Origin of the sequence: Kitasatospora sp. NPDC088160 (assembly GCF_044741445.1) — a bacterium.
Classification (GTDB): Bacteria; Actinomycetota; Actinomycetes; order Streptomycetales; family Streptomycetaceae; genus Kitasatospora.
Window position 1 is genome coordinate 248,357 of sequence record NZ_JBIUSS010000008.1, and the last position, 26,362, is coordinate 274,718.

General features: G+C 72.3%; 22 protein-coding genes and 3 tRNA genes. 6 read left to right on the plus strand and 19 right to left on the minus strand.

The annotated features are described in order from the left end of the window. Window positions 1–57 precede the first annotated feature (57 nt). The 7 genes from ACIOGZ_RS14860 to ACIOGZ_RS14890 all read right to left on the minus strand — a co-directional run bounded on the left by ACIOGZ_RS14860 (window position 58) and on the right by ACIOGZ_RS14890 (window position 3,815). Window positions 58–1,557, minus strand: a complete 1,500-nt coding sequence (locus ACIOGZ_RS14860; protein ID WP_363580049.1) for an MFS transporter — start codon at window positions 1,555–1,557, stop codon at window positions 58–60. Between the two features lie 87 nt (window positions 1,558–1,644). Further along, on the minus strand, window positions 1,645–2,226 hold the full coding sequence (locus ACIOGZ_RS14865) for a TetR/AcrR family transcriptional regulator (RefSeq protein ID WP_363580047.1): 582 nt from the start codon (window positions 2,224–2,226) through the stop codon (window positions 1,645–1,647). A gap of 109 nt (window positions 2,227–2,335) precedes the next feature. Further along, window positions 2,336–2,758 carry a MaoC family dehydratase gene (locus ACIOGZ_RS14870; RefSeq protein WP_063351327.1) on the minus strand — a complete coding sequence of 141 codons (423 nt, stop codon included), beginning with the start codon at window positions 2,756–2,758 and terminating at the stop codon, window positions 2,336–2,338. A gap of 5 nt (window positions 2,759–2,763) precedes the next feature. Then, a complete protein-coding gene (locus ACIOGZ_RS14875) occupies window positions 2,764–3,222 on the minus strand; it encodes a MaoC family dehydratase N-terminal domain-containing protein (RefSeq protein WP_363369376.1) in 459 nt (152 codons plus the stop codon). Between the two features lie 156 nt (window positions 3,223–3,378). Beyond that, entirely contained in the window at window positions 3,379–3,543 is a 165-nt protein-coding gene (gene rpmG / locus ACIOGZ_RS14880) for a 50S ribosomal protein L33 (protein ID WP_006604855.1), read from the minus strand. Between the two features lie 83 nt (window positions 3,544–3,626). Beyond that, window positions 3,627–3,699 (minus strand) — tRNA-Met (locus ACIOGZ_RS14885). Window positions 3,700–3,742: 43 nt separating this feature from the next. Next, window positions 3,743–3,815 (minus strand) — tRNA-Thr (locus ACIOGZ_RS14890). Between the two features lie 286 nt (window positions 3,816–4,101). On the opposite strand from ACIOGZ_RS14890, the gene ACIOGZ_RS14895 reads away from it, so the two are divergent. Next, window positions 4,102–5,373 (plus strand): hydrolase, encoded by a 1,272-nt coding sequence (locus ACIOGZ_RS14895; RefSeq protein ID WP_363580045.1) that lies wholly within the window; start codon window positions 4,102–4,104, stop codon window positions 5,371–5,373. A gap of 246 nt (window positions 5,374–5,619) precedes the next feature. Here the strand turns inward: ACIOGZ_RS14895 and ACIOGZ_RS14900 are convergent, their stop codons facing one another. The 9 genes from ACIOGZ_RS14900 to ACIOGZ_RS14940 all read right to left on the minus strand — a co-directional run bounded on the left by ACIOGZ_RS14900 (window position 5,620) and on the right by ACIOGZ_RS14940 (window position 18,641). Next, a complete protein-coding gene (locus ACIOGZ_RS14900) occupies window positions 5,620–6,294 on the minus strand; it encodes a response regulator (protein ID WP_363580044.1) in 675 nt (224 codons plus the stop codon). A gap of 60 nt (window positions 6,295–6,354) precedes the next feature. Then, window positions 6,355–8,907 (minus strand): sensor histidine kinase KdpD, encoded by a 2,553-nt coding sequence (locus ACIOGZ_RS14905; RefSeq protein ID WP_363580042.1) that lies wholly within the window; start codon window positions 8,905–8,907, stop codon window positions 6,355–6,357. A 176-nt stretch (window positions 8,908–9,083) separates the two neighbouring features. Further along, entirely contained in the window at window positions 9,084–9,719 is a 636-nt protein-coding gene (gene kdpC, locus ACIOGZ_RS14910; RefSeq protein WP_363580040.1) for a potassium-transporting ATPase subunit KdpC, read from the minus strand. A 14-nt stretch (window positions 9,720–9,733) separates the two neighbouring features. Then, the gene (gene kdpB / locus ACIOGZ_RS14915) at window positions 9,734–11,848 is read right to left on the minus strand and encodes a potassium-transporting ATPase subunit KdpB (RefSeq protein ID WP_363580038.1); all 2,115 of its coding nucleotides are present in this window, start codon (window positions 11,846–11,848) and stop codon (window positions 9,734–9,736) included. After that, on the minus strand, window positions 11,848–13,509 hold the full coding sequence (kdpA, locus tag ACIOGZ_RS14920) for a potassium-transporting ATPase subunit KdpA (protein WP_363580036.1): 1,662 nt from the start codon (window positions 13,507–13,509) through the stop codon (window positions 11,848–11,850). Before kdpA ends, kdpB begins: the two co-directional genes overlap by 1 nt. Window position 13,510: 1 nt before the next feature. Next, complete coding sequence (gene kdpF, locus ACIOGZ_RS14925; protein WP_037971201.1) at window positions 13,511–13,600, minus strand: K(+)-transporting ATPase subunit F; 90 nt, start codon at window positions 13,598–13,600, stop codon at window positions 13,511–13,513. Between the two features lie 411 nt (window positions 13,601–14,011). Then, window positions 14,012–16,009, minus strand: coding sequence for an APC family permease (locus ACIOGZ_RS14930; protein WP_363580293.1), 1,998 nt, complete (start codon window positions 16,007–16,009; stop codon window positions 14,012–14,014). Window positions 16,010–16,281: 272 nt separating this feature from the next. After that, the gene (locus ACIOGZ_RS14935; RefSeq protein ID WP_363580034.1) at window positions 16,282–18,114 is read right to left on the minus strand and encodes an APC family permease; all 1,833 of its coding nucleotides are present in this window, start codon (window positions 18,112–18,114) and stop codon (window positions 16,282–16,284) included. Window positions 18,115–18,560: 446 nt separating this feature from the next. Then, window positions 18,561–18,641: transfer RNA gene (locus ACIOGZ_RS14940), tRNA-Tyr, on the minus strand. Window positions 18,642–18,857: 216 nt separating this feature from the next. On the opposite strand from ACIOGZ_RS14940, the gene ACIOGZ_RS14945 reads away from it, so the two are divergent. Then, window positions 18,858–19,346: a YajQ family cyclic di-GMP-binding protein gene (locus ACIOGZ_RS14945; protein ID WP_063348915.1), complete on the plus strand. Its 489-nt coding sequence runs from the start codon at window positions 18,858–18,860 to the stop codon at window positions 19,344–19,346. A 78-nt stretch (window positions 19,347–19,424) separates the two neighbouring features. Here ACIOGZ_RS14945 and ACIOGZ_RS14950 read toward each other — a convergent pair whose 3' ends face one another. From ACIOGZ_RS14950 to ACIOGZ_RS14960, 3 genes are all read right to left on the minus strand, one after another. Beyond that, on the minus strand, window positions 19,425–19,940 hold the full coding sequence (locus tag ACIOGZ_RS14950) for a hypothetical protein (RefSeq protein WP_400986098.1): 516 nt from the start codon (window positions 19,938–19,940) through the stop codon (window positions 19,425–19,427). 197 nt (window positions 19,941–20,137) lie between these two features. Next, on the minus strand, window positions 20,138–20,629 hold the full coding sequence (locus ACIOGZ_RS14955) for a hypothetical protein (RefSeq protein ID WP_363579988.1): 492 nt from the start codon (window positions 20,627–20,629) through the stop codon (window positions 20,138–20,140). A 42-nt stretch (window positions 20,630–20,671) separates the two neighbouring features. Further along, on the minus strand, window positions 20,672–21,325 hold the full coding sequence (locus ACIOGZ_RS14960) for a helix-turn-helix domain-containing protein (protein ID WP_363579986.1): 654 nt from the start codon (window positions 21,323–21,325) through the stop codon (window positions 20,672–20,674). A gap of 138 nt (window positions 21,326–21,463) precedes the next feature. Here ACIOGZ_RS14960 and ACIOGZ_RS14965 point away from each other — a divergent pair, with 138 nt between their 5' ends. From ACIOGZ_RS14965 to ACIOGZ_RS14980, 4 genes are all read left to right on the plus strand, one after another. After that, entirely contained in the window at window positions 21,464–22,900 is a 1,437-nt protein-coding gene (locus ACIOGZ_RS14965) for an MFS transporter (protein WP_400986100.1), read from the plus strand. A 397-nt stretch (window positions 22,901–23,297) separates the two neighbouring features. After that, window positions 23,298–24,725: an APC family permease gene (locus tag ACIOGZ_RS14970; protein ID WP_400986138.1), complete on the plus strand. Its 1,428-nt coding sequence runs from the start codon at window positions 23,298–23,300 to the stop codon at window positions 24,723–24,725. Next, a complete protein-coding gene (locus ACIOGZ_RS14975; protein WP_400986102.1) occupies window positions 24,722–25,159 on the plus strand; it encodes a hypothetical protein in 438 nt (145 codons plus the stop codon). Before ACIOGZ_RS14970 ends, ACIOGZ_RS14975 begins: the two co-directional genes overlap by 4 nt. 29 nt (window positions 25,160–25,188) lie before the next feature. Then, window positions 25,189–26,307, plus strand: a complete 1,119-nt coding sequence (locus ACIOGZ_RS14980; RefSeq protein WP_363579980.1) for an aminopeptidase P family protein — start codon at window positions 25,189–25,191, stop codon at window positions 26,305–26,307. Window positions 26,308–26,362 lie beyond the last annotated feature (55 nt).

Sequence of the window (26,362 nt, forward strand, 5' to 3'; positions counted from 1 at the left end):
ACCAGCGTACGGGTGCGGGGGCGGCCGCCCGGCCGCCCCCGCACCCGGATCGGCCGGTCAGGCCTTCGAGGCCTCGGCGTGGACGGGCGCCGTGTCCTCGGCCCGCTCGGCACCGGCCTGCTCCGGCTCCACGGCCGCCGGCTCGTCGGCGACGACCACGGGCTTCACCCGGCGCGGGAGGAAGAACGCGCAGACCGCCGCGACCGCCACCACCCCGGCGCCGACGTACAGCGCGGGCACCAGCCCGTCGATGAAGGACTGCTCCGACGTGTACCCGCCCTGCGCCGAGAACACCGCCGAGAGGACGGCCACGCCGAGCGCGCCGCCGACCTCGCGCAGCGCGTTGTTGGCGCCGGAGGCGATGCCCTGCTCCTCCGGCCGGACGCTGTCCATCACCAGGGCGGCGGTCGGGGCGAAGTACAGCGACATGCCGATGCCGCAGATCACCACGGCGGGGATCTCGGCGGCGTAGTCGTAGCCGGTGCTGCCGCCGGTGATCGCCGCGTACATCGCCAGGCCGGCGCCCTGCAGCAGCAGCCCGGTGACCACGATGGGGCGGCCGCCGAAGCGGTCGGCCAGGATGCCCGCGATCGGGGCGACGATCAGCGGCATGCCGGTCCACGGGAGCATCCGGATGCCGGCCTCCTGCGGGCTGTAGCCGCCCACGCTCTGCAGGTGCTGGCTGATCAGGAAGATCGAGCCGAACATCCCGAGGAACATCAGCAGGCCGGAGGCGTTGACGGCGGAGAAGGCCCGGCTGCGGAACAGCCGCATCGGGAGCATCGGGTGCTCGGCCCAGCGCTGCTCGTACAGCACGAAGGCGGTGAGCAGCGCGACGCCGCCGATCAGGGAGCCGAGCACCAGCGGGCTGGTCCAGCCGTTCGGGTTGCCGCGGATCAGGCCGAGGACGACGCCGAACAGGCCCAGGCTGACCAGGATCGTGCCGACCACGTCCAGCGCCGGGTTGGCGCCCCGGCTCTCGCGGAGCTTGAGGGCGGCGAGCGGGATCAGGACGAGGCCGACCGGGACGTTCACCCAGAAGATCCACTGCCAGGAGAAGTGCTCGGTGAGCGTCCCGCCGACCAGCGGTCCGGTGGCGACGGCCAGGCCGTTGACGCCCGCCCAGATGCCGAAGGCCAGACCCCGCCTGGCCGCCGGCACCGCGGCGGTGAGCAGGGTGAGGGTGAGCGGCATGGAGACCGCGGCGCCGGCGCCCTGGACGGCGCGGGCGGCGATCAGCGCGCCGATGCCCGGCGAGAGGGCGGCGGCGGCGGAGCCGACGGTGAAGAGCGTGAGCCCGACCAGGAAGATCCGGCGGCGGCCGAACCGGTCGCCGAGCGCGGCGCCGAACATCAGCAGGACGGCGAAGGACAGGGTGTAGGCGCTGACCGTCCACTCCAGGTCGGACAGCCCGCCGCCGAGGTCCTCGCGGATGGACGGCAGCGCGGTGGTGACGACCAGGTTGTCCAGGCTGGCCATGAAGCCCGCGACGCTGGTGATCACCAGGGTCCAGACACCGAGCCGTCCCAGGCCCTGTTCTTCCGTTCTCTCCGTCATGACTTCCCCCCAGGGGTCTTAGATAGTTATTGATCACTAACTTTCGAGGCCCGAAAAAAGGCCGCACGGACTCCACCGTGCGGCCCGCTACTCCCCGCCCTCGCCGTGCTCTCCGTGCTCTCCGAAGCCCAGGCCGCTCCAGATCCGGTGGTCCCGGGGGTACCCCAGTGCCACCAGCGTGTTGATCAGCATCCCGTACGCGAAGAACTCCGCGGCGCCCTGCACGTCACCGCCGATCCGGCCCCTGACCCGCTCGAACAGCTCCTCCCAGAGCCTCCGGGCGGTCTCCCCGATCTCGTCCTCGCCGGTCGTCCGGGCCGCGAACACCGAGACGTAGAGCTGCATCTGCATCATGAGCTGCTCGCTGTCCGCGACCAGGCCCAGGTACGCCTCGGACATCGCTTCGGCGGCCGCCGGCCCGGTCAGCCCGACCGAGGCCTCGTCGAAGACCTTCCAGGTCTCCTCGATGCAGCGCTCGGCGGCGGCCGTGAAGATCGCCTGCTTGCCGGGGAACAGCCGGAACAGGTACGGCTGCGAGACACCCACCCGGCGGGCGATCGCCTCGGTGGACGTCCCCCGGTAGCCGCTCCTGGCGAATTCGATCACCGCGGCACGAACGACGCTCTCGCGCCGCTCCTCGGCGCTCATCCGCATGCTCGTCCTCGCCATAGGAGTCAAGTTAGTGGCCAATCACTATCTTCGCAAGGCCGACGGGCACGGCGGGAATCCCGTCGGACGGGCCCCGCCGCGGCCGGACACACCTGGGGCCGAGGTGCCTTCAGGCGAGCCGGACGACCGCCCTGGACATCCCGAGCACCTTCTGCCCGCCGGTGGTGGCCAGCAGGTCGACCTGCACCTTGCGGTCGTCCAGCAGCTTGGCGACCTTGGCCGACACCTCGACCACCGCACCGACGCCGTCGTTCGGCACCGGGACGGGGCGGGTGAATCGGACGCCGTACTCGACCACCGCGGCCGGGTCGCCGACCCAGTCGGTGACCACCCGAATGGCCGCGGCCATGGTGAACATTCCGTGCGCGATGACGTCCGGCAGGCCGACCTCCACGGCGAACTTCTCGTTCCAGTGGATCGGGTTGAAGTCGCCGGAGGCGCCCGCGTACCGCACCAGGGTGTCGCGGGTCACCGGGAAGGACTGCGCCGGCAGCTGGGTGCCGACCTCGACCTCGTCGTAGCTGATCGCCATCGTGTTCACTTCCCCGTCTCGTCGGCGGCCCGGGCCACCAGCGTCATGACCGACGTCACCACGTGCTCGCCGATCGCGTCCGACACCTCGCCACGCACGGTGAGCACGTCGTTGCCCGCCAGCGACTTGATGTTGTCGATGGTGACCGCGACCGTCAGCCGGTCGCCGGCCAGCACCGGGCGGGAGTAGGAGAACTTCTGGTCCCCGTGCACCACGCGGCTGTAGTCCAGGCCCAGCTCCGGGTCCTCGACCACCTGGGAGGCCGCCTGGTAGGTGATCACGAACGGGAAGGTCGTCGGGGCGATCACATCGGGGTGGCCCAGCGCCTTCGCCACCGCCGGATCGGTGAACGCCGGATTGGTGTCCCCGATCGCGATCGCGAACTCGCGGATCTTCTCCCGGCCGACCTCGTACGGCTCGGTGGGCGGGTAGGTCCGCCCGATGAAGGAGGGGTCGAGTGCCATGGGGCAACTCCTCGGAAGCACGGTGGATCCGGCGGCCGTTGCCGCCGGCGGGGCGCGCATGGGTGCATACGCGAAAAACTCCGGGCCGCACCCCCTGAGGGATGCGGCCCGGAGCTCAAGACCTGTGTCACACAGGCCCGATGCCCTGCGAGAGGGTCAGCGGGTCTCGCGGTGCGCGGTGTGCGAGTTGCAGCGGGGGCAGTGCTTCTTCATCTCAAGACGGTCCGGGTCGTTACGCCGGTTCTTCTTGGTGATGTAGTTCCGCTCCTTGCACTCCACGCAGGCCAGCGTGATCTTCGGGCGGACGTCGGTGGCAGCCACGGGAGTGCCTTCCTGGGACAACGAATAAGAACACAACAAGAGTAGCCGACCGGGAGTGCGATCTCCCGACCGACTACGCGGGGTAGCGGTGACCGGACTTGAACCGGTGACACAGCGATTATGAGCCGCTTGCTCTACCAACTGAGCTACACCGCCACAGTGATCCGCAGCACAACCGAAGCCGACTGCTTTTCACCAGAGCCCCCATGCGGAATCGAACCGCAGACCTTCTCCTTACCATGGAGACGCTCTACCGACTGAGCTATAGGGGCGAACGAGGAAGAGATTACACGTTCCGCGCCCAGAGGTGAAATCCGTATCCCGACGCGAAGACCGCAGGTCGGCGAGGTGAACGGACGGACGATCCAAGGCCCCGCGTTCGATCGGCCCACCAGCCGCACGGCCCGACCCGATACGACTATTGCCCGCCTCCGAGCGCCCCGCCCCCACGCGCCATAGGCTCGACCCTCATTGACGGGGACGGCCCGGGGCGTCAGGACGACCCGGGATCAGGACGGTCCGGCCGACCGGACGGGCCAGCGCGGGAAGGAGCCTGCGATGGACAGCGCAGCCGCCGACGGACCGCACTCCGGCTCCGGCCCGACAGCCAACCCGCTCGGGCACGGACCGGTCCTCCTGCTCACCGGCGCCCGGCTGGCCGACGGGCGGGTGGTGGACGTCCGGATCAGCGGCGACCGGATCCAGGCCGTCGGCACCGTCGGCAGCCTCGGCCCGCTGCCCGCCCTGCCCGGCGCGCCCACGATCACCACCGGCGCCAGGATCGACCTCAAGGGCTACCTGCTGCTGCCGGCCCCCGCCGAGGCGCACGCCCACTACGACACCGCCTTCTCCGCCGCCCTGTCCGCCCCGCCGCCGGAGAGCCCCTCCGACCTCACCCGGCGGGTCACCGAGGCCGCGCTCGCCTCGCTCGGCTACGGCGCCACCGCCCAGCGCACCCACGTCCGGATCGGCGACGTGCACGGGCTGCGCCGGCTGGAGGCGGTGCTCACCGCCCGGCAGGCGCTGCGCGGCCTGGCCGAACTCCAGGCGGTGGCGATGCCCCGGCTGCTCACCGGCCGGGCCGGCGCCGACGGCCGGGCACAACTGCGCGAGGCGCTCAAGCTGGGCGCCACCGCGGCCGGCGGCTGCCCGGAGCTGGACCCGGATCCGGCCGGGTACGTCCAGGTGCTGCTGGAGGCCGCCCGGGAGGCGGACTGCTCGGTGGACCTGCACACCACGGCCGGCGATCCGGCCCAACTCTCCCGGCTGGTCGGCGCGTTGGCCCCGCTGCGGCCGCGGGTGACGCTCGGGCCGTGCGGGGCGCTGGCCCGGGGCGCGTCCACGGTGCTGGCGACCGGCGGGGTGCGGGTGGTCTGCCTGCCACAGAACGGCGGCTGCACCGGGCTGGAGGGCCGGTCGCCGGGGCTGCGGCCGGGCCTGCTGCGGGAGTTGACGGAGGCCCGGGTGCCGTTGGCGGCCGGCAGCGGCGCGCTGCGGGACCAGTCCAACCCGGTCGGCCGGGCGGATCCGCTGGAGTCGGCGTACCTGCTGGCGGCCGGCGGGGAGCTGGGCCTGGAGGCGGCGTACGACGCGGTGGCGAACCAGGCCCGGGCGGTGCTCGGGCTGCCGCCGGTCCGGGTGGACGCCGGGTTCCCGGCGGAGCTGCTGGCGGTGCGCGGGGACAGCCTGGCGGGGGCGCTCGCGGGCGGCCACAGCCGGCTGGTGGTGCACAGCGGCCGGGTGGTCAGCCGGACGAGCGCGGTGCGGGAGTTCGCGGACACCGTGGCGCTGGCGCTGCCCCGGCAGTCCGGGAGCACCGGCGGGGGCTGAACAGCCCCCCCCCCAGAAAGTTCAAGGGGCGCGCGACGGATGTCGCGCGCCCCTCCCCCACCTGCTGGCCGCCGTTCGACGGCGGCTGGAGCGGTCCCGGGCCTCCCCCACATTGGAGCCGGGCCCGCTCGGTCAGCACTGACGCTACGCCCACGGAACACCGCTCCGGGCCTGCCTTGACGCTCCCCTGTCGGTCTCCGGCCCGCTCTTGACGGGTCGTTGACGCGGCGGCTGCCGGGGCGGCGTTCAGGGCTCGTACCGGTACCCGATCCCCGGTTCGGTGATCAGGTGCCGCGGGCGGCCCGGGTCGCGCTCCAACTTGCGCCGCAGCCCGGCCAGGTAGACCCGCAGGTAGTTGCCGCGCGCCTCCTGGGCCGGTCCCCACACCTCGCGCAGGATCTGCCGCCCGGGCACCAGCCGGCCCGGGTTGGCCACCAGCAGGGCGAGGATCCGCCACTCGGTCGGGGTGAGCCGCACCGGGCCCCGCGGGCCGGTCACCGTGGTGGCCGTCAGGTCGACGGTGTGGTCGCCTATCACCGGCCGCCCCAGCGGGGCACCGCCCAGCGGCCGGCGCAGCACGGCGCGCAGCCGGGCCAGCAGTTCCTCCATCAGGAACGGCTTGGTGAGGTAGTCGTCGGCGCCCGCGTCGAGGGCGCCCACCTTGTCGGCGGCACCGGACCGGCCGGAGAGCACGATGATCGGCATCGCGCTGCGGGTGCGCAGGCCGCGCAGCACGTCCATGCCGTCCAGGTCCGGCAGGCCGAGGTCGAGCAGCACGGCGTCCGGGGCGGAGTGCGCGGCGCGGTCCAGCGCCTCGCCACCGCTGGCGGCCGTCCGCACGGCGTACTGCCGGGCGCTGAGGTTGATCCGCAGCGTGCGCAGCAGGGCCGGTTCGTCGTCGACGATCAGGATCTCGCTCATGCGGCCACCTCGCTCCGCCCGGCGGTCACTTCGCGGGACACGCGCCTTTCCGCGGTTCGTTCAGTTCGTCCACTCATGAACGGGCTCCTCCCGAGTGGCGGCGGGCAGGGTGAGCAGCATGGTGGTGCCGCCCCCGGGGGTGTCCTCGACCTCCAGGCTTCCGCCCATGGCCTCGGCCAGACCGCGGGAGAGCGCGAGGCCGAGGCCGACACCGGTGGTGTTGTCGGTGTCGCCGAGGCGCTGGAAGGGCAGGAAGACCCGGTCGCGCTCCTCGGGGGCGATGCCGGGGCCGCGGTCGATCACCCGGATCTCGACCTGGTCGGCGTGGTGGCTGGCGGTGACCAGGACGGGCGCGCCGGGCGCGTTGTAGCGCAGCGCGTTGGTGATCACGTTGGCGAGCACCCGCTCCAGCAGCGGCGGGTCGGCGAGCACCGGCGGCGCGGTGTCCAGGTCGAGCGGCTGGATCGGGGCGTACGGGTCGGGGAGGCTGTCGAGCGCCCGGGGCAGGATCTCGTCGAGGTGGGTCTCGGCGAGGTGCAGGGTGAGCGCGCCGGCCTGGAGGCGGCTCATGTCGAGCAGGTTGTCGACCAGGCGGGTGAGCTTGACCAGCGACTCGTCGGCGGTGGCGAGCAGTTCGGCCTGGTCCTCGGGCGAGAACTCGACGTCGGGGCTGCGCAGCGAGCCGACCGAGGCGAGCGCGGCGGCGAGCGGGGTGCGCAGGTCGTGGCTGACGGCGGCGAGCAGGGCGGTGCGCATCCGGTCGGCGGCCTTGATCGGCTCGACCTCGGCGGCGACCACGGCGAGCCGGTCGCGTTCCAGGGCGACGGCGACGTGCGCGGCGAAGGCGGTGAGGACGCGCTGGTCGGCGGCCGGCAGCCGGCGGCCGGTGAGGACCAGGACGGCGTCCGCGCCGACCGGCACCTCGGTGGTCTCGCTCTGCCCGTCGGGGTCGTCCTGGTGCTCGGCCTCGGAGTGGGCGAGCACCTCGTCGTCGACCCGGGAGAGCAGGGCGACGGCCTGCATGCCGAAGGCCGTCCGGGACTTCTCCATCAGGGCGGACAGGGCGTCGGCGCCGCGCAGCACGCTGCCGGCCAGGGTGGAGAGGGTCTCGGCCTCGGCGGTGGCCCGGGCGGCGCGACTGGTGAGCCGGCTGGCGTGGTCGACGATGGTGGCGACGGCGAGCGCGACGGTGGCGAAGACGACCAGGGCGACGATGTTGTTGGTCTCGCCGATGGTCAGGGCGTGTATCGGCGGGATGAAGTAGTAGTTGAGCAGCAGCGAGGCGGTGACCGAGGCCAGCAGGGCGGAGGTGGCGCCGCCGAGCAGGGCGACGATGACCACGCCGAGCTGGAAGATCAGCGCGTCGGTGGTGAGGTTGATGCTCTCGTGCGCCTGGGACAGGACCGCGGTCAGCAGCCAGGGCACCACGAGGCCGGCCGCGTAGCCGGCGATGGTGCGGCGCTTGGAGTGGCGGCGGCCGAGCGAGGGCAGCCGGCCGCGGCCGGTGAACTCGTGGGTGACCATGTGGACGTCGATGTCCTCGGAGTCGTCCACGGTGGTCTCGCCGATGCCGGGTCCGGTGAGGAAGCGGTTGATCCGGCCGCGGCGGCTGGTGCCGAGCACCAGCTGGGTGGCGTCGTGGGCGCGGGCGAAGGTGAGCAGCGCGGTGGGGATGTCGTCGCCGACCACCACGTGGTAGCTGCCGCCGAGGGTCTCGACCAGCTGGCGCTGCTGGGCGAGCGCGCCGGAGGAGGCGCCGGCCAGGCCGTCGCTGCGGGTGACGTGGACGGCCAGCAGGTCGCCGCCGGCGGTGCGGTCGGCGATCCGGGCGGCGCGGCGGATCAGGGTCTCGCCCTCGGGGCCGCCGGTGAGGGCGACCACGACGCGTTCGCGGGTCTCCCAGACGCGGTCGATGTTGTGGCTGGCCCGGTAGTCGCGCAGGCCCTCGTCGACCCGCCCGGCCACCCAGAGCAGGGCGAGTTCGCGCAGGGCGGTGAGGTTGCCGACCCGGAAGTAGTTGGAGAGCGCGGCGTCCACCTTCTCCGCCCTGTAGACGTTGCCGTGGGCCATCCGGCGGCGCAGCGCCTGCGGGGCCATGTCGACGAGTTCGATCTGGTCGGCCCGGCGGACCACCTCGTCCGGGACGGTCTCGCGCTGCGGGATGCCGGTGATCTTCTGGACGACGTCGTTCAGCGATTCCAGGTGCTGGATGTTGACGGTGGTGATGACGTCGATCCCGGCGGCCAGCAGTTCCTCGACGTCCTGCCAGCGCTTGGCGTGGCGGCCGCCGGGGATGTTGGTGTGCGCCAGTTCGTCGACCAGCACGACGGACGGACGGCGGGTGAGCACCGCGTCGAGGTCCATCTCGTCGAACTCGGCGTCGCGGTAGGAGCGTTGGACACGCGGCAGGACCTCCAGGCCGTCCAGCATGCCCTCGGTGTGGCGGCGGCCGTGGCACTCGATGTACCCGACCGCGACGTCGGCCCCGCGCTCCTGTCTGCGCCGGGCCTCGTCCAGCATCCGGTAGGTCTTGCCGACCCCCGGGGCGGAACCGAGGTACACCCTCAGCCGGCCCTTGCGGACGCCGGTGCCGGGGGTGAGGTCGCGGGCCATGGGCACTGCTCTTTCGTTCCTGCGAGGGCTGCCGCCAGGGCGTCCTCGGGCCGGGGTCGGGACGTACGGCGGCCGACCCGGGCGCGGGGGTGGTGCCCCGGCCCGGGTCGGCCTGTTTCACGGATCCAGCCGTTGACCTGTCACTTCTGCTCCGCCGGTCATTCCTGTTCCGCCGGTCACTTCTGTTCCGCGAGTGCCCGGTTCAGCAGGAGGACGTTGACGCCCTCCTGCCCGAGGAAGCCGAGCGAGCGGCCTTCGGTGTACTTCTCGACCAGCTTGTGCACCGCGTCCGCCGACAGGTTCCGGGTCTTGGCGACCCGGTTCACCTGCTCCTCGGCGTAGGCGACCGAGATGTACGGGTCGAGGCCGGAGCCGGAGGCGGTCAGCGCGTCGGCCGGGACGCTCTCCGGGGCGACGCCGTCGAACTCGGCGGCGGCGGCGCGGCGGTCGTTGACGGCCTTCAGCAGGTCGTCACTGTTCGGGCCGAGGTTGGAGGCGCCGGACGAGGACGAGTCGTAGCCGGTCCCGGCCGCGGAGGGGCGGGGCTGGAACCACTTCGGGTCCGGCTGCGCCTCCTCCTTCGGGTCGTCGGGGTTCTTCTTCGGGAGGTTGAAGTTCTGGCCGATCAGGCTGGAACCGACCTCCTTGCCGTCGGACTTCACGAGCGAGCCGTTGGCCTTCTCGGTGAAGGCGACCTGGCTGATCCCGGTGACCAGCAGCGGGTAGGCGATCCCGAGGATCGCGGTGAGCACCAGCAGCGCCCGCAGTGCGGTGAAGTGGGTGCGGACGGTCGTCGGCAGGGGCTTGGACATCGGATTCTCCTCTCTCAGCTCAGGCCGGGGATGAACTGGACGATCAGGTCGATCAGCTTGATGCCGACGAACGGCACCACCAGACCGCCGAAGCCGTAGACCCCGATGTTGCGGCGCAGCAGGGAGCTGGCGTCGGACGGGCGGTAGCGCACGCCGCGCAGGGCGAGCGGGATCAGGCCGATGATGACCAGGGCGTTGAAGATGATCGCCGAGGTGATCGCGGACTGCGGGCTGTGCAGGCCCATGATGTTGAGGTGGCTCAGGCCCGGGTAGACCCCGGCGAACATCGCGGGGATGATCGCGAAGTACTTGGCCACGTCGTTGGCGATCGAGAAGGTGGTCAGCGCGCCACGGGTGATCAGCAGCTGCTTGCCGATCTCGACGATCTCGATCAGCTTGGTCGGGTTGGAGTCCAGGTCGACCATGTTGCCGGCCTCCTTGGCCGCCATGGTCCCGGTGTTCATGGCCACGCCGACGTCGGCCTGGGCGAGCGCGGGGGCGTCGTTGGTGCCGTCGCCGGTCATCGCGACCAGCTTGCCGCCCTCCTGCTCCTTCTTGATCAGCGCCATCTTGTCCTCGGGGGTGGCCTCGGCGAGGAAGTCGTCCACGCCCGCCTCCTCCGCGATCGCCTTGGCGGTCAGCGGGTTGTCGCCCGTGATCATGATGGTCTTGATGCCCATCCGGCGGAGCTCGTCGAAGCGCTCCCGCATGCCCTCCTTGACCACGTCCTTGAGGTGGATCACCCCGAGGACGCGGGCCGGCTTGGCGCCGACCTTGGTGGCCACCACCAGCGGGGTGCCGCCGGCCGCGGAGATCCCGTCGACCAGGGCGGAGACCTCGTTGCCGACCGAACCGCCGTTCTCGGTCACCCAGTTGGTGACCGCGCCGGCCGCGCCCTTGCGGACCTGGTGGACCGCCTCGGCCTCGTCCAGGTCGACGCCGGACATCCGGGTCTGGGCGGTGAACGGGACCCAGGTGGCGTGCGTCAGCTCGCCCTGGGCGCGGGCCCGCAGGCCGTACTCGGTCTTGGCGAGGACCACGATCGAGCGGCCCTCCGGGGTCTCGTCCGCGAGGGAGGACAGCTGCGCGGCGCTGGCCAGTTCCTCGGTGGACACGCCCGGGGCGGGCAGGAACTCGGCGGCCTGGCGGTTGCCCAGGGTGATGGTGCCGGTCTTGTCCAGCAGCAGGGTGTTGACGTCGCCGGCCGCCTCGACGGCCCGGCCGGACATCGCCAGCACGTTGCGCTGCACCAGCCGGTCCATGCCGGCGATGCCGATCGCGGAGAGCAGCGCGCCGATGGTGGTCGGGATGAGCGCCACGATCAGGGCGACCAGGACGATCATCGACTGCGGCGCGCCCGCGTAGGTGGCCATCGGCTGCAGGGTCACCACGGCGACCAGGAAGACGATGGTCAGCGAGGCGAGCAGGATGTTCAGCGCGATCTCGTTCGGCGTCTTCTGCCGGGCGGCGCCCTCGACCAGGGCGATCATCCGGTCGATGAACGACTTGCCGGGCTCCGAGGCGATCTTCACCACGATCCGGTCGGACAGCACCTTGGTGCCGCCGGTCACCGCCGAGCGGTCACCGCCGGACTCGCGGATGACCGGCGCGGACTCGCCGGTGATCGCCGACTCGTCGACGCTCGCGACGCCCTCGACGACGTCGCCGTCGCCGGGGATGATCTGACCGGCCTCGACCACCACGTGGTCGCCGAGCCGCAGCGCGGTGCCCGGCACCTCCTCCTCGGCCTGCGTGGCGGGCCAGTCGGTGAGCCGGCGGGCGACGCTCTCGGTCTTGGTCTTGCGCAGGGTGTCGGCCTGGGCCTTGCCGCGGCCCTCGGCGACGGCCTCGGCCAGGTTGGCGAAGATCGTGGTGAGCCAGAGCCAGACGGTGATGGCCCAGGCGAACACGGACGGGCTGGCGATCGCGGAGACGGTGGTGACCACCGAGCCGACCTCGACCACGAACATGACCGGGTTCTTGACCATCACCCGGGGGTCGAGCTTCTTCACCGCGTCCGGCAGGGACGCGACGATCAGCTTCGGGTCGAGCAGGCCGCTGGCCACTCTGTGCTGCGCGGCGGGCTCAGCCTTGTCGGCCGGTGCGGGGTTGAGCGTAGGGGTGGACATCAGGAGAGACCTTCCGCGATCGGCCCGAGAGCCAGGGCCGGGAAGTAGGTGAGGCCGACGACGATCAGGATGACGCCCGACAGCAGGCCCACGAACAGCGGCTTGTGGGTGGGCAGGGTGCCCGGGGTGGCCGGGACCGGCTGCTGCTGGGCGAGCGAACCGGACAGCGCCAGGACGAAGACGATCGGCAGGAGGCGGCCGAAGATCATCGCCAGGCCGAGCGCCGTGTCGTACCAGTCGGTGTTGACGGTGATGCCGCCGAAGGCCGAGCCGTTGTTGTTGGCGGCCGAGGTGAAGGCGTACAGCACCTCGGAGAAGCCGTGGGCGCCCGAGTTGAGCATCCCGGCCCGCTCCCCCGGCAGGGCCATCGCCAGGCCCGTGCCGACCAGCACCAGGGTCGGCGTGGTGAGGATGTACAGCGAGGCGAACTTCATCTCCCGGCCGCCGAGCTTCTTGCCCAGGTACTCGGGGGTGCGGCCGACCATCAGACCGGCGACGAACACCGCGACGATCGCCAGCACGAGCATGCCGTACAGGCCGGAGCCCACACCGCCGGGCGCGATCTCGCCCAGCATCATGTTGAAGACCGTCAGCCCGCCGCCGAACGGCGTGTACGAGTCGTGGAAGGAGTTCACCGCGCCGGTCGAGGTCAGCGTGGTCGAGGCGGCGAACAGGCCGGAGGCGGCGATGCCGAAGCGCTGCTCCTTGCCCTCCATCGCGGCGCCCGCGGCCTGGAGGGCGGTGCCCTGGTGCTGCGACTCGGCGAAGGTGAGCAGGGCGACCGAGGCGACCCAGAACAGGCCCATCACGGCGAGGATCGCGTAGCCCTGGCGGTTGTCCCCCACCATCCGACCGAAGGCCCGCGGCAGCGCGAACGGGATCAGCAGGATCAGGAAGATCTCGACCAGGTTGGAGAAGCCGGTCGGGTTCTCGAACGGGTGCGCGGAGTTGGCGTTGAAGAAGCCGCCGCCGTTGGTGCCGAGCAGCTTGATGACCTCCTGGGAGGCCACCGGGCCGCCCGGGATCTTCTGCACCTCGCCGCTGAGCGTGGCCACCTCGTGGAAGCCGTGGAAGTTCTGGATCACGCCGGAGGCGGCCAGGACCAGGGCGAAGACGATCGAGATCGGCAGCAGCAGGCGCAGGTTGATCCGGGTGAGGTCCACCCAGAAGTTGCCGACCCGGTCGGTCCGGTTGCGGGTGAAGCCCCGGATCAGCGCGCCGACGACGGCGATGCCGACGGCCGCGGAGACGAAGTTCTGCACCGCCAGGCCCGCCATCTGCGCCAGGTGGCCCATCGCGGACTCACCGGCGTAGGACTGCCAGTTGGTGTTGGCGACGAACGAGATCGCGGTGTTCCAGGCCTGGTGGCCCTCCATCTGCGGAACGCCCAGGTTCAGCAGCAGGTAGCCCTGGAGGCGGATCAGGCCGTAGAGGAAGAGGACGGAGACGGCCGAGAAGGCCAGCACCGAGCGGAGGTACACCGGCCAGCGCTGATCGGCGTCGCCGTCGACGCCGATCACCTTGTAGATGCCGCGCTCGACTCTGAGGTGCTTGGTGGTGGTGAGGAGCTTGGCGATGTAGTCGCCAAGGGGGCGGTAGCACAGGGCCAGTGCCCCGACCAGGGCCAGGGCCTGCAGCCAGCCCGCGAGAGTGGATCCCATGTCAGAACTTCTCCGGGAAGATCAGCGCCACGACGAGATAGCCGACGAGCGCGACGGCCACGATCAGACCTGCGATGTTCTCCGCGCTCACAGCTTCTCCACCCCCCGCGCGATCAGGGCGATGACGGCGAACACGGCGACCGTGACACCGACGTAGATGAGATCGGACATGGGCTCCACCAGAGCGGTTCGGGAGACTGCCGCGGGCGGGCCGGGGGCTTCGCGCGGCGCCGGCGGACGACCGGCAGATGCAGCAAAGCAGCCGTCAGAGGCGCGTTATGGCTCCCTGACGCCCTCCATACGGGTGACTGCGGGACGTTGACGCGACCTTGACGCCCGCTTCACCGGGCCGTGACCGTCGTCATCAGGCCGTGATCGGCCCGGCGCCGGAACGCCGGAAGCCCCGGGATTCCGGGGCTTCCGTACGGGTGGGGGTGCGGGTTGGTACGGGCTTCGTGCGGGCGGGGCCGACGGAGGCCCGGGGGGCCGGCTACTGCTCCGGTCAGACCTTCTCCGGCGCCGGGAGCCGCTCGTACCCGCTCCCCGGGGCCGGCTCGCCCCGGCGCACCGCGCCGGGCGCCCGGCGCGACGGACCGCCCGCGCGCCCGGAGGAGGTCAGCTGCCACGGCACGCTGATCACCATCACGCCCGCCGTGAACAGCAGCCGGCTCTTCAGCCACAGCGCCGACTGGTTGTGCAGCAGGTGCTCCCACCAGTGGCCGACCACGTACTCCGGGATGAACACGGCGACCGCCTCCCGGGGGCTGTCCCGGCGGTGCTCCCGCACGTACGCCAGCACCGGCTTGGTGATCTCCCGGTACGGCGAGTCCAGCACCTTCAGCGGCACCCGGACGCCGGCCTCCGTCCACTGCCGCTCCAACTCGCCGGTCGCCTCCGGCTCCACCGCCACGGTCAGCGCCTCCAGCGAGTCCGGCCGGAACGCCTCCGCGTAGCCGAGCGCCCGCAGCGTCGGCTTGTGCAGCTTGGACACCAGCACGATCCCGTGCACCCGGGCGGGCCGCGCCGACTCGGCCTCCGGGTCGTCCACCGCCAGCTCGGCGGCGACGCCGTCGTAGTGCCGGCGGATGCCGCGCATCATCAGCCACAGCACCAGCGCGGCGACCACGGCCAGCCAGGCGCCCTGGGTGAACTTGGTGAGCAGCACGATCACCAGCACCAGCGCGGTGACGACCGCGCCGAAGGCGTTGATCACCCGGGAGCGCAGCGCCGAGCGGCGCACCGCCGGGTCGGTCTCGGTGGCCAGCGCCCGGTTCCAGTGCCGGACCATGCCGATCTGGGACAGCGTGAAGGAGGTGAAGACGCCCAGGATGTACAGGTGGATCAGGCTGGTGACGTTCGCGTCGTACAGCCAGAGCAGCCCGCCGGCCACCACCGCGAGCGCGATGATGCCGTTGGAGAAGGCCAGCCGGTCCCCGCGGGTGTGCATCTGCCGGGGCAGGTAGCGGTGCTCGGCCAGGATCGAGGCCAGCAGCGGGAAGCCGTTGAAGGCGGTGTTGGCGGCCAGGATCAGCACCAACGCGGTGACCGCCTGGATCGCGTAGAACAGCACGCTGTGGTCGCCGCCGAAGATCGCCGCCGCGAGCTGGGCGATCACGGTCTGCTGGGGCGTGCTCGCGCAGTCGCCGGGGAAGCCGGACAGCCGGCAGGCGCCGCCCTCGGTGATGTGCACCTTGGCGATCAGCGCGAGGGCGGTGATGCCGGCGAACATCACCACGGCCGTGGTGCCCATCACGGCCATGGTGCGCGCGGCGTTCCTCGCCTTCGGCGCCCGGAAGGCCGGGACTCCGTTGGAGATCGCCTCCACCCCGGTCAGCGCCGTACAGCCGGAGGCGAACGCCCGCAGGCCCAGCATCAGCAGGCCGAGGCCGGCCACCGTGTCCTTGCCGTCCTCCGGGAGGATCCCGTACGAGGCGCTGGACGCCACCGGCGCGTCGCCGAGCGCGACCCGGACCAGCCCGGTGACCACCATCAGCAGGATGCCGCCGATGAACAGGTACGTCGGCGCGGCGAAGGCCTTGCCGGACTCCCGGACGCCGCGCAGGTTCACCGCCATCAGCAGCAGCACGAAGCCCAGCGCCAGCCAGACCCGGTGACCGGCCAGCGAGGGCAGCGCCGAGATGATGTTGTCCACCCCGGAGGCCACCGACACCGCGACCGTCATCACGTAGTCGACCAGCAGCGAGGCGGCCACCACCAGACCGGAGTTGGCGCCGAGGTTGCGGGACACCACCTCGTACGAGCCGCCGCCGCTCGGGTAGGCGTGCACCACCTGGCGGTAGGACATCACCACGACCGCCATCAGCGCGACCACGCCGGCCGCGACCCACGGGGTCAGGTAGAGGAAGGCGGCGCCACCGACGGTGAGCACCAGCAGGATCTCCTGGGTCGCGTAGGCGACCGAGGAGAGCGGGTCGGAGGCGAAGATCGGCAGCGCCAGCCGCTTGGGCAGCAGCGTCTCGCCGAGCTCCTCGCTGCGCATGGCCCGGCCGATGACGAGGCGCTTGAGCGCCTGGGGCACGTTGAACACGTTGGCGAGCGTAAGTTCGGTCGGACACGACGGAATCCGTTGCGGCGCCGGCCCGGCACGTCCCGCCCTCATGGACTTCCCGCAGGTCAGGGCCACTGCGGGCGGGCACGTGCCGGGCGTATCGAGGGCGTCAGGGCCGCCCCGTTAAGACCGCGTCAAGATACCGGGTTGTTATCGGGCGTCCAGGCTGTGGACGCCCAGCACCTCAGCGGTGGCGGCCCGGGTCACATCCGCATCCGCAGCCGGCAGACCACCGCGTCGGTGTGCCGGCGCAGCGCGCGGTCGATCACGGCGCCGCGCCGGTTCTGCAGCGCCCGCTGCCACCAGCGGGCCGGCTCCACCTCCGGGATCAGCACCGTCAGCCGGTCGTAGGCGTGCTCCTCGCCGAGCCGGTTCACGAACGCGGCGATCGGCTGGCCCAGCCGGCGGCGGTCCTCCGGGATCTCCACCAGCGGCACGCCCGGCTGCCACAGCTCCCAGTCCCGCCGCAGCGCCTCCGCCTCGGCCTGCTCGTGCACCACCGTCACCGCCAGCACCTCGTCCCCGAGCGACAGCGCCGCCGACAGGCCGTCCCGGGTGAGCCGGGTGATGGCCGTCACCGGCACGACCACCAGGCTGCGCTGGCGGGTCACCGCGCCCGGCACCCGGCCCAGCTCCAGCCGCTCCCCGATCAGCCCGTAGCTGCGGTGCACCGCCTCGAACAGCACCACCAGCAGCGGCAGCGCCACCACGATGCCCCAGGCGCCCTCGGTGAACTTGGTGCCGGTCACCACCACCGTCGCGACCCCGGTGAGCAGCGCGCCGAACCCGTTCAGCACGGCCTTCCGCACCCAGCCGGCCGGCCGGTGCACGGACCAGTGCCGGACCATGCCGACCTGACAGATCGTGAACCCGACGAACACGCCGATCGAGAACAGCGGCACCAGGCTGTTCACGTCCCCGCCCGAGCCGACCAGCAGCGCCGCCGACACCAGGGCGAGGAACAGCACCCCGTGCCGGTGCACCTGGCGGTCGGCCCGCAGCGCGAACACGTGCGGCAGGTGGTTGTCCCGGGCGAGCAGGTGCAGCAGCACCGGCAGCCCGCCGAAGGAGGTGTTCGCGGCCAGCCCGAGCAGCACCACGGTGGCGAACTGGACGACGTAGAAGGCGGCGCCGTGGCCGAGCGAGGCGTCGGCGAGCTGGGCCAGCACCGTGACGCCCTCCACCGGCTGGAGGTGGAAACGGCCGATCAGCACGGCCAGCCCGATCAGCATCACGCCGAGCAGGGCGCCGAGCACCACCTCGGTGTGCTGCGCCCGCTTCACCCGCGGGGTCCGGAACGACGGGACGGCGTTCGCCACCGCCTCCACCCCGGTCAGCGCCGAGCACCCGGCCGCGAACGCCTTGAGCAGCAGCAGCGCGCCGACGGTCGTGGCGTTCTCGGCCAGCGTCGAGGCGTGGCCCGCGGCGGCCGCGGTGCTCGCCGGGCCGTCCCGGAACAGGCCGACCACGATGATCGCCAGGATCGACACCACGAAGACGGCCGTCGGCGCCATGAACCAGCGCGCCGACTCGGCGATCCCGCGCAGGTTCACCGCCGTCACCAGGGCCAGCACGCCCAGGCACAGCCAGACCCGGTCGTCGTACAGGCTCGGCACCGCCGAGGTCAGCGCCGCCACCCCCGCGGTCACCGAGACCGCCACGTTCAGGATGTAGTCGATCACCAGCGAGGCGGCCGCGGTCAGCGCCGTCCGTCGGCCCAGGTGCTCCTTCGCCACCGCGTACGAGCCGCCGCCGTCCGGGAACGCCGCGATCACCTGCCGGTACGACGCCACCAGCACGCCCAGCAGCACCGCGATCGCCACCGTCACCGGCAGTGTGAAGCCCAGCCCGTACGCCCCGGCCGCGGCCAGCACCAGCACGATCGACTCCGGCCCGTACGCGACCGAGGCCATGGCGTCCAACGACAGCGCCGCCAGACCGCCCAGCGCACTCAGCCGGTGCCGCTCGTCGCCCGCGCCGGTGTCCGGCGGTTCGGGTTCGGCCGTGACGGCCTGGGTGGTGATGGCGCTGGGCATCGGACGGAACCTCCGCGATCGGTTGTTCCTCCGATCCTGCGGGCCGCACCCCCGCCCTCCCCCCGACCCCTACGCGTTCCTGACGCCGTCCCAGGAACCATTGACGGGCCCTTGACGCACCGCGGGAGAGCTCATGGCGGGGGGGGTGGCGGGGATGGGTGGGCCGCTGTCCCGGCGGGCGCCGGTTGGGAAGACGACCAGCTCTTGCGAAGAACCCCCGGCGCGCCCTACGCACACCCGGGACACCACCACAATCACGCTGAACGGCCCCACCCACCCCCGCACCCACTCTGCTGCCTGCTGACCGTAATTGCAAGCAATGCGCAATAAGTGTCCTCGCCGCCGGCACGGCAGCGCCGCGGCGCCCACGCGACGATCACGCGGCGGGAAAACGACAACGGCCCCCGATCCGCGTCTCCGCAGATCGGGGGCCGTTCTCTGTCCTGTGGCTGGTGCAGGGTTCGAACCTGCGTAGCTTACGCGGCAGATTTACAGTCTGCTCCCTTTGGCCGCTCGGGCAACCAGCCAGGATCTTGTCCCCCGGGGCGTCCGCCCCGTTCGACGTCGTAAACAATACCTGATGCCAGGGGGTGCTCCGCCACTCGATAGGTCACGTGATGATCAAGGGCCACGGCGTGGCTGTCGGGGGCGGGGGCGGGGTACCGCTGGATAGGCTGGGGAGGCGGACGCCCGGTGGGGCAGGCCGTGCCAGTGAAGCCAGAACATCAAGGAGACCAACACCCATGGCCGACTCCAGTTTCGACATCGTCTCGAAGGTCGAGTGGCAGGAGGTCGACAACGCGATCAACCAGACCTCCCGTGAGATCGCCACCCGTTTCGACTTCAAGGGCGTCGGCGGCGAGATCAGCCGCTCCGGCGAGAAGATCGAGATGAAGGCCAACGGCGAGGAGCGCGTGAAGGCCATCCTGGACGTCCTACAGGGCAAGTTCATCAAGCGCGGACTGTCGCTCAAGGCCCTGGACGCCGGCGAGCCGCAGCTGTCCGGCAAGGAGTACAAGATCTTCGCGGACATCAAGGAGGGCATCTCCACGGAGGATGCCAAGAAGGTCGCGAAGATCATCCGCGACGAGGGCCCGAAGGGCGTCAAGGCGCAGGTCCAGGGCGACGAGCTGCGGGTCAGCTCGAAGAGCCGCGACGACCTGCAGACCGTACAGGCACTGCTCAAGGGCAAGGACCTGGACTTCGCGATCCAGTACGTGAACTACCGCTGACCCCCGGAGGGTTGTGCGGCAGGGCCCCGCTCCCGGGAGCTTGAGCTCCAGGGGGCGGGGCCTTTCGCGTGGGTGGGGTCAGCCGGCGGCGGGGCGGGGGTGGGTGGCCGTGGCGAGGGCTTGGGCCTGGGCGCGCAGGGTGGCGAGCTGGTCCAGCAGGGTGGCCGGGCCGGAGGTCTTGGACAGGGTCGGGGCGGTCACCGCCGGGGCGGCCGGGAGCTGGGCGATCAGGCTCTGCAGGGTGGCGACGAGCTGTTGGACGGCCGCGGGGTCGGGGGTGGTGGACGTGGCCTCCGAGAGTAGGCCGGCGATCTGGTTGATGACGTCGCCGAGAGCCCCGAGGGCCGCACTCGGGTCCGGGGTCGCGGGCAGGGCCGGGACGACGGGCACCGGAACGGTCGGCAGTGCCAGGTCCGCGGGCAGGAGCGGGGCGGCGGCCACCACGTCGGCGGGCGCCGGGATGGCGGCGGGGTTCGGGACGGAGGCGAGGGTGGTGCGCGGGGCCTCGGCTTCGTGGCCGGCGGCGGACGCCGTGGTGACCACGGTCAGTGCGAGGGCCGCGATCAGCGCGGCGACCATCCGGGTGGCACGCATGGGTACTGCTCCCTCTCAAGTGCGAGTCGGGCGGGATCGCCCGCTTCACACGGTGGGGCAGCATTCCTGACGCAGCCACCGCAGCTACGCCGAACGACGCGCGACGGCCGGCCGACGATGAGCCATCCGGCGATGGGCCGCCCGACGGCGAGTCATCCGACGGCATCTCAGTCGTCGGCACCTCAGTCGTCGACGGGTCAGTCGGCGGCTGCCCAGCCGCTGGTGCCGCGGTGGGCGGACAGGCCGACGGACTCGAACTCGTCCACCCGGCCGGCCTCGGTGCGGGCGCCGATCCGCCGCAGGGCGCGGGAGATCGGGGAGCCCTCGGGCGGGAAGGGTTCGAACTCTCCCTTGGTGAGCGGTCCGAGGACGATCCGGCCGTCCTCCCAGACGGCGGCGCGCTGGGTGCCGCTGCCGCCGAAGTACTCGGCCTCGACGCAGGCGATCGGGCCGGCCTTGGACCAGGCGGCCAGCCGGAGTTCGAAGCCGCCCGGGTGCCAGCCGAAGCCGGCCCCCTCGGCGGGCTTCGTCGAGCCGTCGTCGGTCTGGAGGGCGGAGAGCACCGCGGGGGTGACCGGTATCAGGGCCAGACCCTGCGCCAGTGGCACCACCCGGGCCGTCGAGGTTTCCGCCGCGGCCACCGCCAACAGCTCGAATGTTCCTATCAGGGCCTGGAGTTCATAGGACATGCCGGTCATCGTGTCCCACCGCACCGACAGTCGGCGCGGAGTTTATGATTCCGTGCCCGGCTGGAGTCCGTAGAGCAGGGTGAAGACCGTCACGTCCACCGCGTCCTCGGCCGTGCTGGGCGCTTCCTCGTTCAGCTCGTCGATGACTGCGGCGAGTTGGGTCCGCAGCCGGATCAGCCGGTCCGGGCTGAGCCGCAGCGTCGAGTGCACGAACAGTCCGGGCGGCCCGACCGATCCGTCCCGGGGCGAGCTGAAGTCCAGCCGCCCGCCGAGGACCTGGGCGCGGAAGTCGCCGCGGACCCGGTCCATGGCGGCCAGGATGGCGTCGTACGCCTCGGAGCGGCCCGGGGAGTCCGCGGTGAACATCTCCGGGGCGAGCCGGATCGACTCCTGGGCGGCGGCGTAGCGGCTCTCGACGATCCCGGAGACCAGCCGGGTGCCGGCCACGATGACCAGCCCCGCCTTCTCCAACTGCTTGATGTGGCGGTAGAGCTTGGTCTGCGGTTCGCCGAGCGCGGCGGCGATCTCCTTGGCGGTGAGCGGGCGCTCCTCGCCGGACTTCAGGGCGCCGAGGATGGCCAGCCGCAGCGGGTCGGCCAGCGCCTTGAGCACGGCGACGTCGGCCACCTGGCGTTCCTTGACCCAGGTGGTGGGTTGCTCGCCGCCGTCGGCGGGTTCCAGATCGTGCTCGGCCACGGGCACCACCTTGGCAGATCGGCCGCGCCGCACGCAATCACGCTCTGGTGAGCGCTCACCCTTGCGCAACCAATCATGCTTCCGACATCATTCACGACAACGTGAATGATGTCGGAAGCGCGAACAGCGGGGTGGGCCATGGCGGGGAACAGAACGGCGGCTGACGAGTCGAGGACGGCAGCGGGGGCAGGAGAGACGGCGGCGGGGGCAGGAGAGGCGGCGGGGGCAGGAGAGGCGGCGGGGGTAGGAGAGGCGGCGGGGGCAGGAGAGGCGGCGGCGAAGGCCGCGGCGGCCACGCCGCCCGTCCCGCTGCGACGGAACTTCCGCTTCCAGGCGCTCTGGGCCGGCCAGGCCGCCGCGACGCTCGGCATGCGGGTCGGCGACACCGCCTTCCCGCTGCTGGTCCTCGCGCTCACCGGTTCCTCCACCGCCGCCGGGGCCTTCGGGGCCGTACAGATGATCACGACCCTGCTGCTGGGCGTCCACGGCGGCGTGGTCGCCGACCGCCTCGACCGCCGCCGGGTGCTGATCGCCTCCGACGCCGCCCGGCTGCTCGTCACGGCGACCGTCCCGGTGGCCATGGCCTTCGACCGGCTGACCCTGGCCCACCTGCTGCTCGTCGCCGCCGCCGTAGGGGCGACCATCGCGTACAGCGGCCCGATCCGGCTGCTGGCGCTGCGCTCGGTGGTGGCGCCGGAGCAGCTGCCGCAGGCACTCGCCCAGGACGAGGCCCGGATGACCGGGGCCTCGCTGGCCGGTCCGCCGCTGGCCGGCTTCCTGTACGGGCTCGGCAGCGCGGTGCCGTTCCTCGGCACCGCGCTCGCCTCCCTGCTCGCGCTGGTGGCCGCGCTCGTGGTGCGCTTCCCCGGCCGCCCCGCCGACGCACAGCCGAGCGGCGAAACCGCCACACAGCCGAACCGCGAACCGGGCGGCACGGAACCGGCCCCCGAGTCCGGCGGCGCCCTGGCCGGGTTCCGCCTGCTCGCCGCCGCCCCCCTGCTGCGCTCCGCCCTGGCCGTCCTGCTGGTGGTCAACTTCGCCGGGACGGCCCTGATGCTGCCGGTGATGGTGCTGCTGCGGGACGGGGGCACGAGCAGCGCCGGGATCGGCCTGGCGCTGGCCGGCGAGGCGGTGGGGGCGCTGGCCGGAGCGGTCCTGGTGTCCCGGCTGCACCGGTTGGCCGGGCCGGGCGTCCTGCTGCTGGTGGTGGCCTGGACCGCCGTGCCGGTGACGCTGGCGCCGCTGCTGCCGGGCGGGGTGGCCACCGTGTTCGCCGCGCTGTTCGTGGTGGGGATCGGCGTTCCGGCCCTGCGGGTGATGCTGGACCTGCTGGTGTTCCAGCAGGTGCCGGACGAGCTCCGCGGCCGGGTGATCGCGGCGACCATGACGCTGCTGACCGCGGGCATGCCGGCCGGGACGCTCGGCAGCGGCCTGCTGCTGGACCACCTCTCCCCCGCCGTCGCGCTGGCCGCGATCAGCGTCCTGCTCGCGGCCGCCCTGCTGCCCGCGACCGCGAGCCGTACGCTGCGCCGCGCCGCCTGGCCGGCGCCGCAGGATCCGGCGGCCCGCCCCTGACAGTCGCTCACCCGCGCGGGTGCACGCCGCATGCGGCGGCCTCGGCAACCGGGTGAACTGGCCGGGTACGGCCCGCCCCGGGGCCCCTCCCGGGCGGCGTCCGCGCCCGCGGCGCCGCGCGCCCGGACGTCGCGCAGCCGGCCGGGGCCGTACCGGAGGAGGACAGATGGGTTCCACGGACGCGCCCTCGCCCGGCCGGGGCGGCCCCGGCGAGGCCGCCGCCCCCGACGGTCCCAGCAGGTCCGGTGACCCGAGCAGCCCCGGTGACCAGGGCGACCCCGGCGGCCGGGGAGGCCCCGGTGACCGGAGGAGCCCCGACGGCCCGAGGAGCCCCGACGGCCCGACCACCCGCGAGCGGACCGGCGCGGTGGCCGCCCGGGTGGTCACCGCACCCCGGATGTCCTGGCTGACGCTCGCCCTGATGACCACGAGTTCGGTGGCCAGTCTGCGCTCCGCCCCGACCATGGCCGTCTACGGCCTGGCCTGCGTCTTCCTCTACCTCGTCCCGGCGCTGGTGTTCCTGCTGCCGACCGCGCTGGTCTCCGCCGAGCTGGCGTCCGGCTGGGAGGGCGGCGTCTACCGCTGGGTCTCGGAGGGCCTGTCGAAGCCGCTGGGCTTCCTCGCCGTCTGGTGCCAGTTCGCGATGACGATCTTCTACTACCCGTCACTGCTGGCGTACGTGGCATCGACGATCGCGTACGTGGTGAACCCGAGGCTGGCCAGCAACGGCCCGTACACCGCCGTGGTGATCATGGTGCTGTACTGGACCGGCGTCTGGGTCTCCTCGCGCGGGACGAAGGCCGTGGCCGGCCTGTCCTCGATGGGCCTGGTGATCGGCACGCTGATCCCCGGCACACTGCTGGTGGTGCTCGGCTTCGTCTTCCTCGGCCAGGGCAACGGCTCCGCCGCGCCGATGGACTCCGCGCACCTGCTGCCGCAGTGGGCCGGCCTGGCCAGCCTGGTGCTGATCGTCAACAACTTCCTCAGCTACTCCGGCATGGAGATGAACGCGGTGCACGTCTCCTCGCTGCGCAATCCGGCGCGGGAGTTCCCGCGCTCGATGTTCACCGCGTCGGCGATGGTGCTGCTGATCTTCATCCTGCCGGCGCTGGCGATCAGTTGGGTGGTGCCGTCCAGCGAGCTGAGCCTGACGGCCGGCGTGATGCAGGCCTTCGACGCCTTCTTCCAGTACTTCGACATCGGCTGGCTCACCCCGGTGATCGCGGTGGCGCTGATCGCGGCCTCGCTCGGCGGCATGCTGACCTGGCTGGCCGGGCCGTCCAAGGGCCTGTTGATGATCTCCCGGCAGGAGGGCTACCTGCCGCCGTTCCTGCAGAGGCTGAACCGGGAGGGCGTCCAGCAGAACCTGCTGGTCGCCCAGGGCGTGGTCACCACGGCGATCGCCCTGCTGTACGCGCTGATCCCGAACGTCTCCAGCGCGTACTGGATCTTCTCGGTGATCACCACGCAGGTGTACCTGATCGTCTACCTGCTGATGTTCACCGCCGCGATCCGGCTGCGGCGCACCCGGCCGGACCACCCGCGGGGCTACCGGGCCCCGGCGCTGGTGCCGATCTGCGTGGTCGGGCTGCTCGCCTCGGCGTGCGCGATGGCGATCGGCTTCGTACCGTCGTCCCAGTTCGGCAGCGGCAGCGTCTGGACGTACATCGGGATCGTCGGCGGCGGCCTGTTGGTCCTCGGCCTGCTGGTCCCGTACCTGTTCCTACGGCTGCGCAAGCCCGGCTGGCGCTCCCCGGAGGCGGCGGCGGAGCTGGCCGCGCAGGAGTCGGCCGAGCTGCGCGGCGCCGCGGGCGGTGCGGCATGACCGCCAGCCTGATGGCCTCCCGGCACCGCTGGATCTATCTCGGGGCGATCGGGCTGCTGGTCGCGATGCTGATCACCGGCCTGCTCTCGTTCACCCAACTGCACGCCACCGACCAGGCCGACCGCAAGGCCGGGCAGCTCGCCCGGGCGCTGGGTTCGGCCGGCTATCCGGTGCCCGCGCGGGACCAGATCGTGCACACCCTGGGCGAGGACGGCGGCGCCGTCTGCGCGAACCCGTCGAACGCCCTGACCCAGGCGCAGTGGACGTCCGGCATGTCCAACGGCGCCGACGGGCCGGGCCAACGGCCGGTGCTGTCCGACCGCGACGCGGTGCGGGCCGAGGCGATCGTGCTCTCGGTGTACTGCCCGGGCAGGCTCGCCGAGATCCAGGACAAGATCGACGACCTCAACTTGCAGGACACCGTCCGCAAGTAGCCCGCCCGGCCTTCGAGGAGGACCCGACCGTGCCTCGACCCTTCACCACCGAGGACTACACCGCCCGGACGGCCCGGGCCGCCGCCGAAGCGACCGCCGCCGGACTGTCCGGCCTGGTCGTCGCCCCCGGCCCCGACCTGGTCTACCTGTGCGGCTACCAGCCCACCGCGATCACCGAGCGGCTCACCGCCCTGGTGATCACCGCCGGACGCGCACCCGCGCTGATCGTCCCCAGGTTGGAGCGCCCGGACGCCAAGAGGGCGGCCGGCGCCCCGGCCCTGCGGCTGCTCGACTGGACCGACGGCGAAGACCCGTACGCCACCGTCCGCCCGCTGCTCGACCCGGCCGGGCGGTACGGCATCTCCGACAACGCCTGGGCGATGCACCTGCTCGGCCTCCAGGCCGCGCTGCCCGGCACCGGCTTCACCTCGCTCACCGAGACCCTGCCGATGCTGCGCGCGGTCAAGGGCACCGAGGAGCTGGAGCGGCTGGCCGCGGCCGGCGGCGCCGCGGACGCCGCCTACCGGGGCATCCTGGAGGTCGAGTTCGCCGGCCGCCGGGAGACCGACGTCGCCGCCGACCTCGGCGCACTGCTCATCAAGTACGGGCACAGCCAGGTCGACTTCACCGTGGTCGGCTCCGGCCCGAACGGCGCCGACCCGCACCACGAGGCCGGCGACCGGGTGATCCGGCCCGGCGACACCGTGGTGCTGGACTTCGGCGGGCTCAAGGACGGCTACGGCTCCGACACCACCCGCACCGTGCACGTCGGCACCGAGGTGCCGGCGGAGGTCCAGAAGGTGCACGACGTGGTCCGGCTCGCCCAGCAGACCGCGTTCGAGGCGGTCCGACCCGGGGTCAGCTGCCAGGAGATCGACCGGATCGCCCGCCGGGTGATCACCGAGGCCGGCTTCGGCGAGTACTTCATCCACCGCACCGGGCACGGCATCGGCATCACCACGCACGAACCGCCGTACCTGGTCGAGGGCGAGGAGCGGCCGCTGGTGTCCGGCATGTGCTTCTCCATCGAGCCCGGCGTCTACCTGCCCGGCCGCTTCGGGGTGCGGATCGAGGACATCGTCACCGTCACCCCCACCGGCGGCCGCCGGCTCAACAACACCCCGCACGAGCTGGGCTTCGTCTCATGACGGGGCCGTCACCCCGCTGCTCCGCCGCCAGAACGGCGGTCCGACTGTGCGACTT

Bases quoted from the DNA above. Each gene is read 5' to 3' on its own strand.
- ACIOGZ_RS14945 (WP_063348915.1), top strand. From the start codon at position 18,858: ATGGCCGACTCCAGTTTCGACATCGTCTCGAAGGTCGAGTGGCAGGAG.
- ACIOGZ_RS14870 (WP_063351327.1), bottom strand. From the start codon at position 2,758: ATGGCGATCAGCTACGACGAGGTCGAGGTCGGCACCCAGCTGCCGGCG.
- ACIOGZ_RS14970 (WP_400986138.1), top strand. From the start codon at position 23,298: ATGTCCTGGCTGACGCTCGCCCTGATGACCACGAGTTCGGTGGCCAGT.
- ACIOGZ_RS14935 (WP_363580034.1), bottom strand. From the start codon at position 18,114: ATGCCCAGCGCCATCACCACCCAGGCCGTCACGGCCGAACCCGAACCG.
- kdpA (WP_363580036.1), bottom strand. From the start codon at position 13,509: ATGGGATCCACTCTCGCGGGCTGGCTGCAGGCCCTGGCCCTGGTCGGG.
- kdpB (WP_363580038.1), bottom strand. From the start codon at position 11,848: ATGTCCACCCCTACGCTCAACCCCGCACCGGCCGACAAGGCTGAGCCC.
- ACIOGZ_RS14860 (WP_363580049.1), bottom strand. From the start codon at position 1,557: ATGACGGAGAGAACGGAAGAACAGGGCCTGGGACGGCTCGGTGTCTGG.
- ACIOGZ_RS14950 (WP_400986098.1), bottom strand. From the start codon at position 19,940: ATGCGTGCCACCCGGATGGTCGCCGCGCTGATCGCGGCCCTCGCACTG.
- ACIOGZ_RS14900 (WP_363580044.1), bottom strand. From the start codon at position 6,294: ATGAGCGAGATCCTGATCGTCGACGACGAACCGGCCCTGCTGCGCACG.
- ACIOGZ_RS14975 (WP_400986102.1), top strand. From the start codon at position 24,722: ATGACCGCCAGCCTGATGGCCTCCCGGCACCGCTGGATCTATCTCGGG.
- ACIOGZ_RS14865 (WP_363580047.1), bottom strand. From the start codon at position 2,226: ATGGCGAGGACGAGCATGCGGATGAGCGCCGAGGAGCGGCGCGAGAGC.
- ACIOGZ_RS14895 (WP_363580045.1), top strand. From the start codon at position 4,102: ATGGACAGCGCAGCCGCCGACGGACCGCACTCCGGCTCCGGCCCGACA.
- ACIOGZ_RS14930 (WP_363580293.1), bottom strand. From the start codon at position 16,009: ATGCGCAGCGAGGAGCTCGGCGAGACGCTGCTGCCCAAGCGGCTGGCG.
- ACIOGZ_RS14965 (WP_400986100.1), top strand. From the start codon at position 21,464: ATGGCGGGGAACAGAACGGCGGCTGACGAGTCGAGGACGGCAGCGGGG.
- kdpC (WP_363580040.1), bottom strand. From the start codon at position 9,719: ATGTCCAAGCCCCTGCCGACGACCGTCCGCACCCACTTCACCGCACTG.
- ACIOGZ_RS14955 (WP_363579988.1), bottom strand. From the start codon at position 20,629: ATGTCCTATGAACTCCAGGCCCTGATAGGAACATTCGAGCTGTTGGCG.
- ACIOGZ_RS14875 (WP_363369376.1), bottom strand. From the start codon at position 3,222: ATGGCACTCGACCCCTCCTTCATCGGGCGGACCTACCCGCCCACCGAG.
- ACIOGZ_RS14905 (WP_363580042.1), bottom strand. From the start codon at position 8,907: ATGGCCCGCGACCTCACCCCCGGCACCGGCGTCCGCAAGGGCCGGCTG.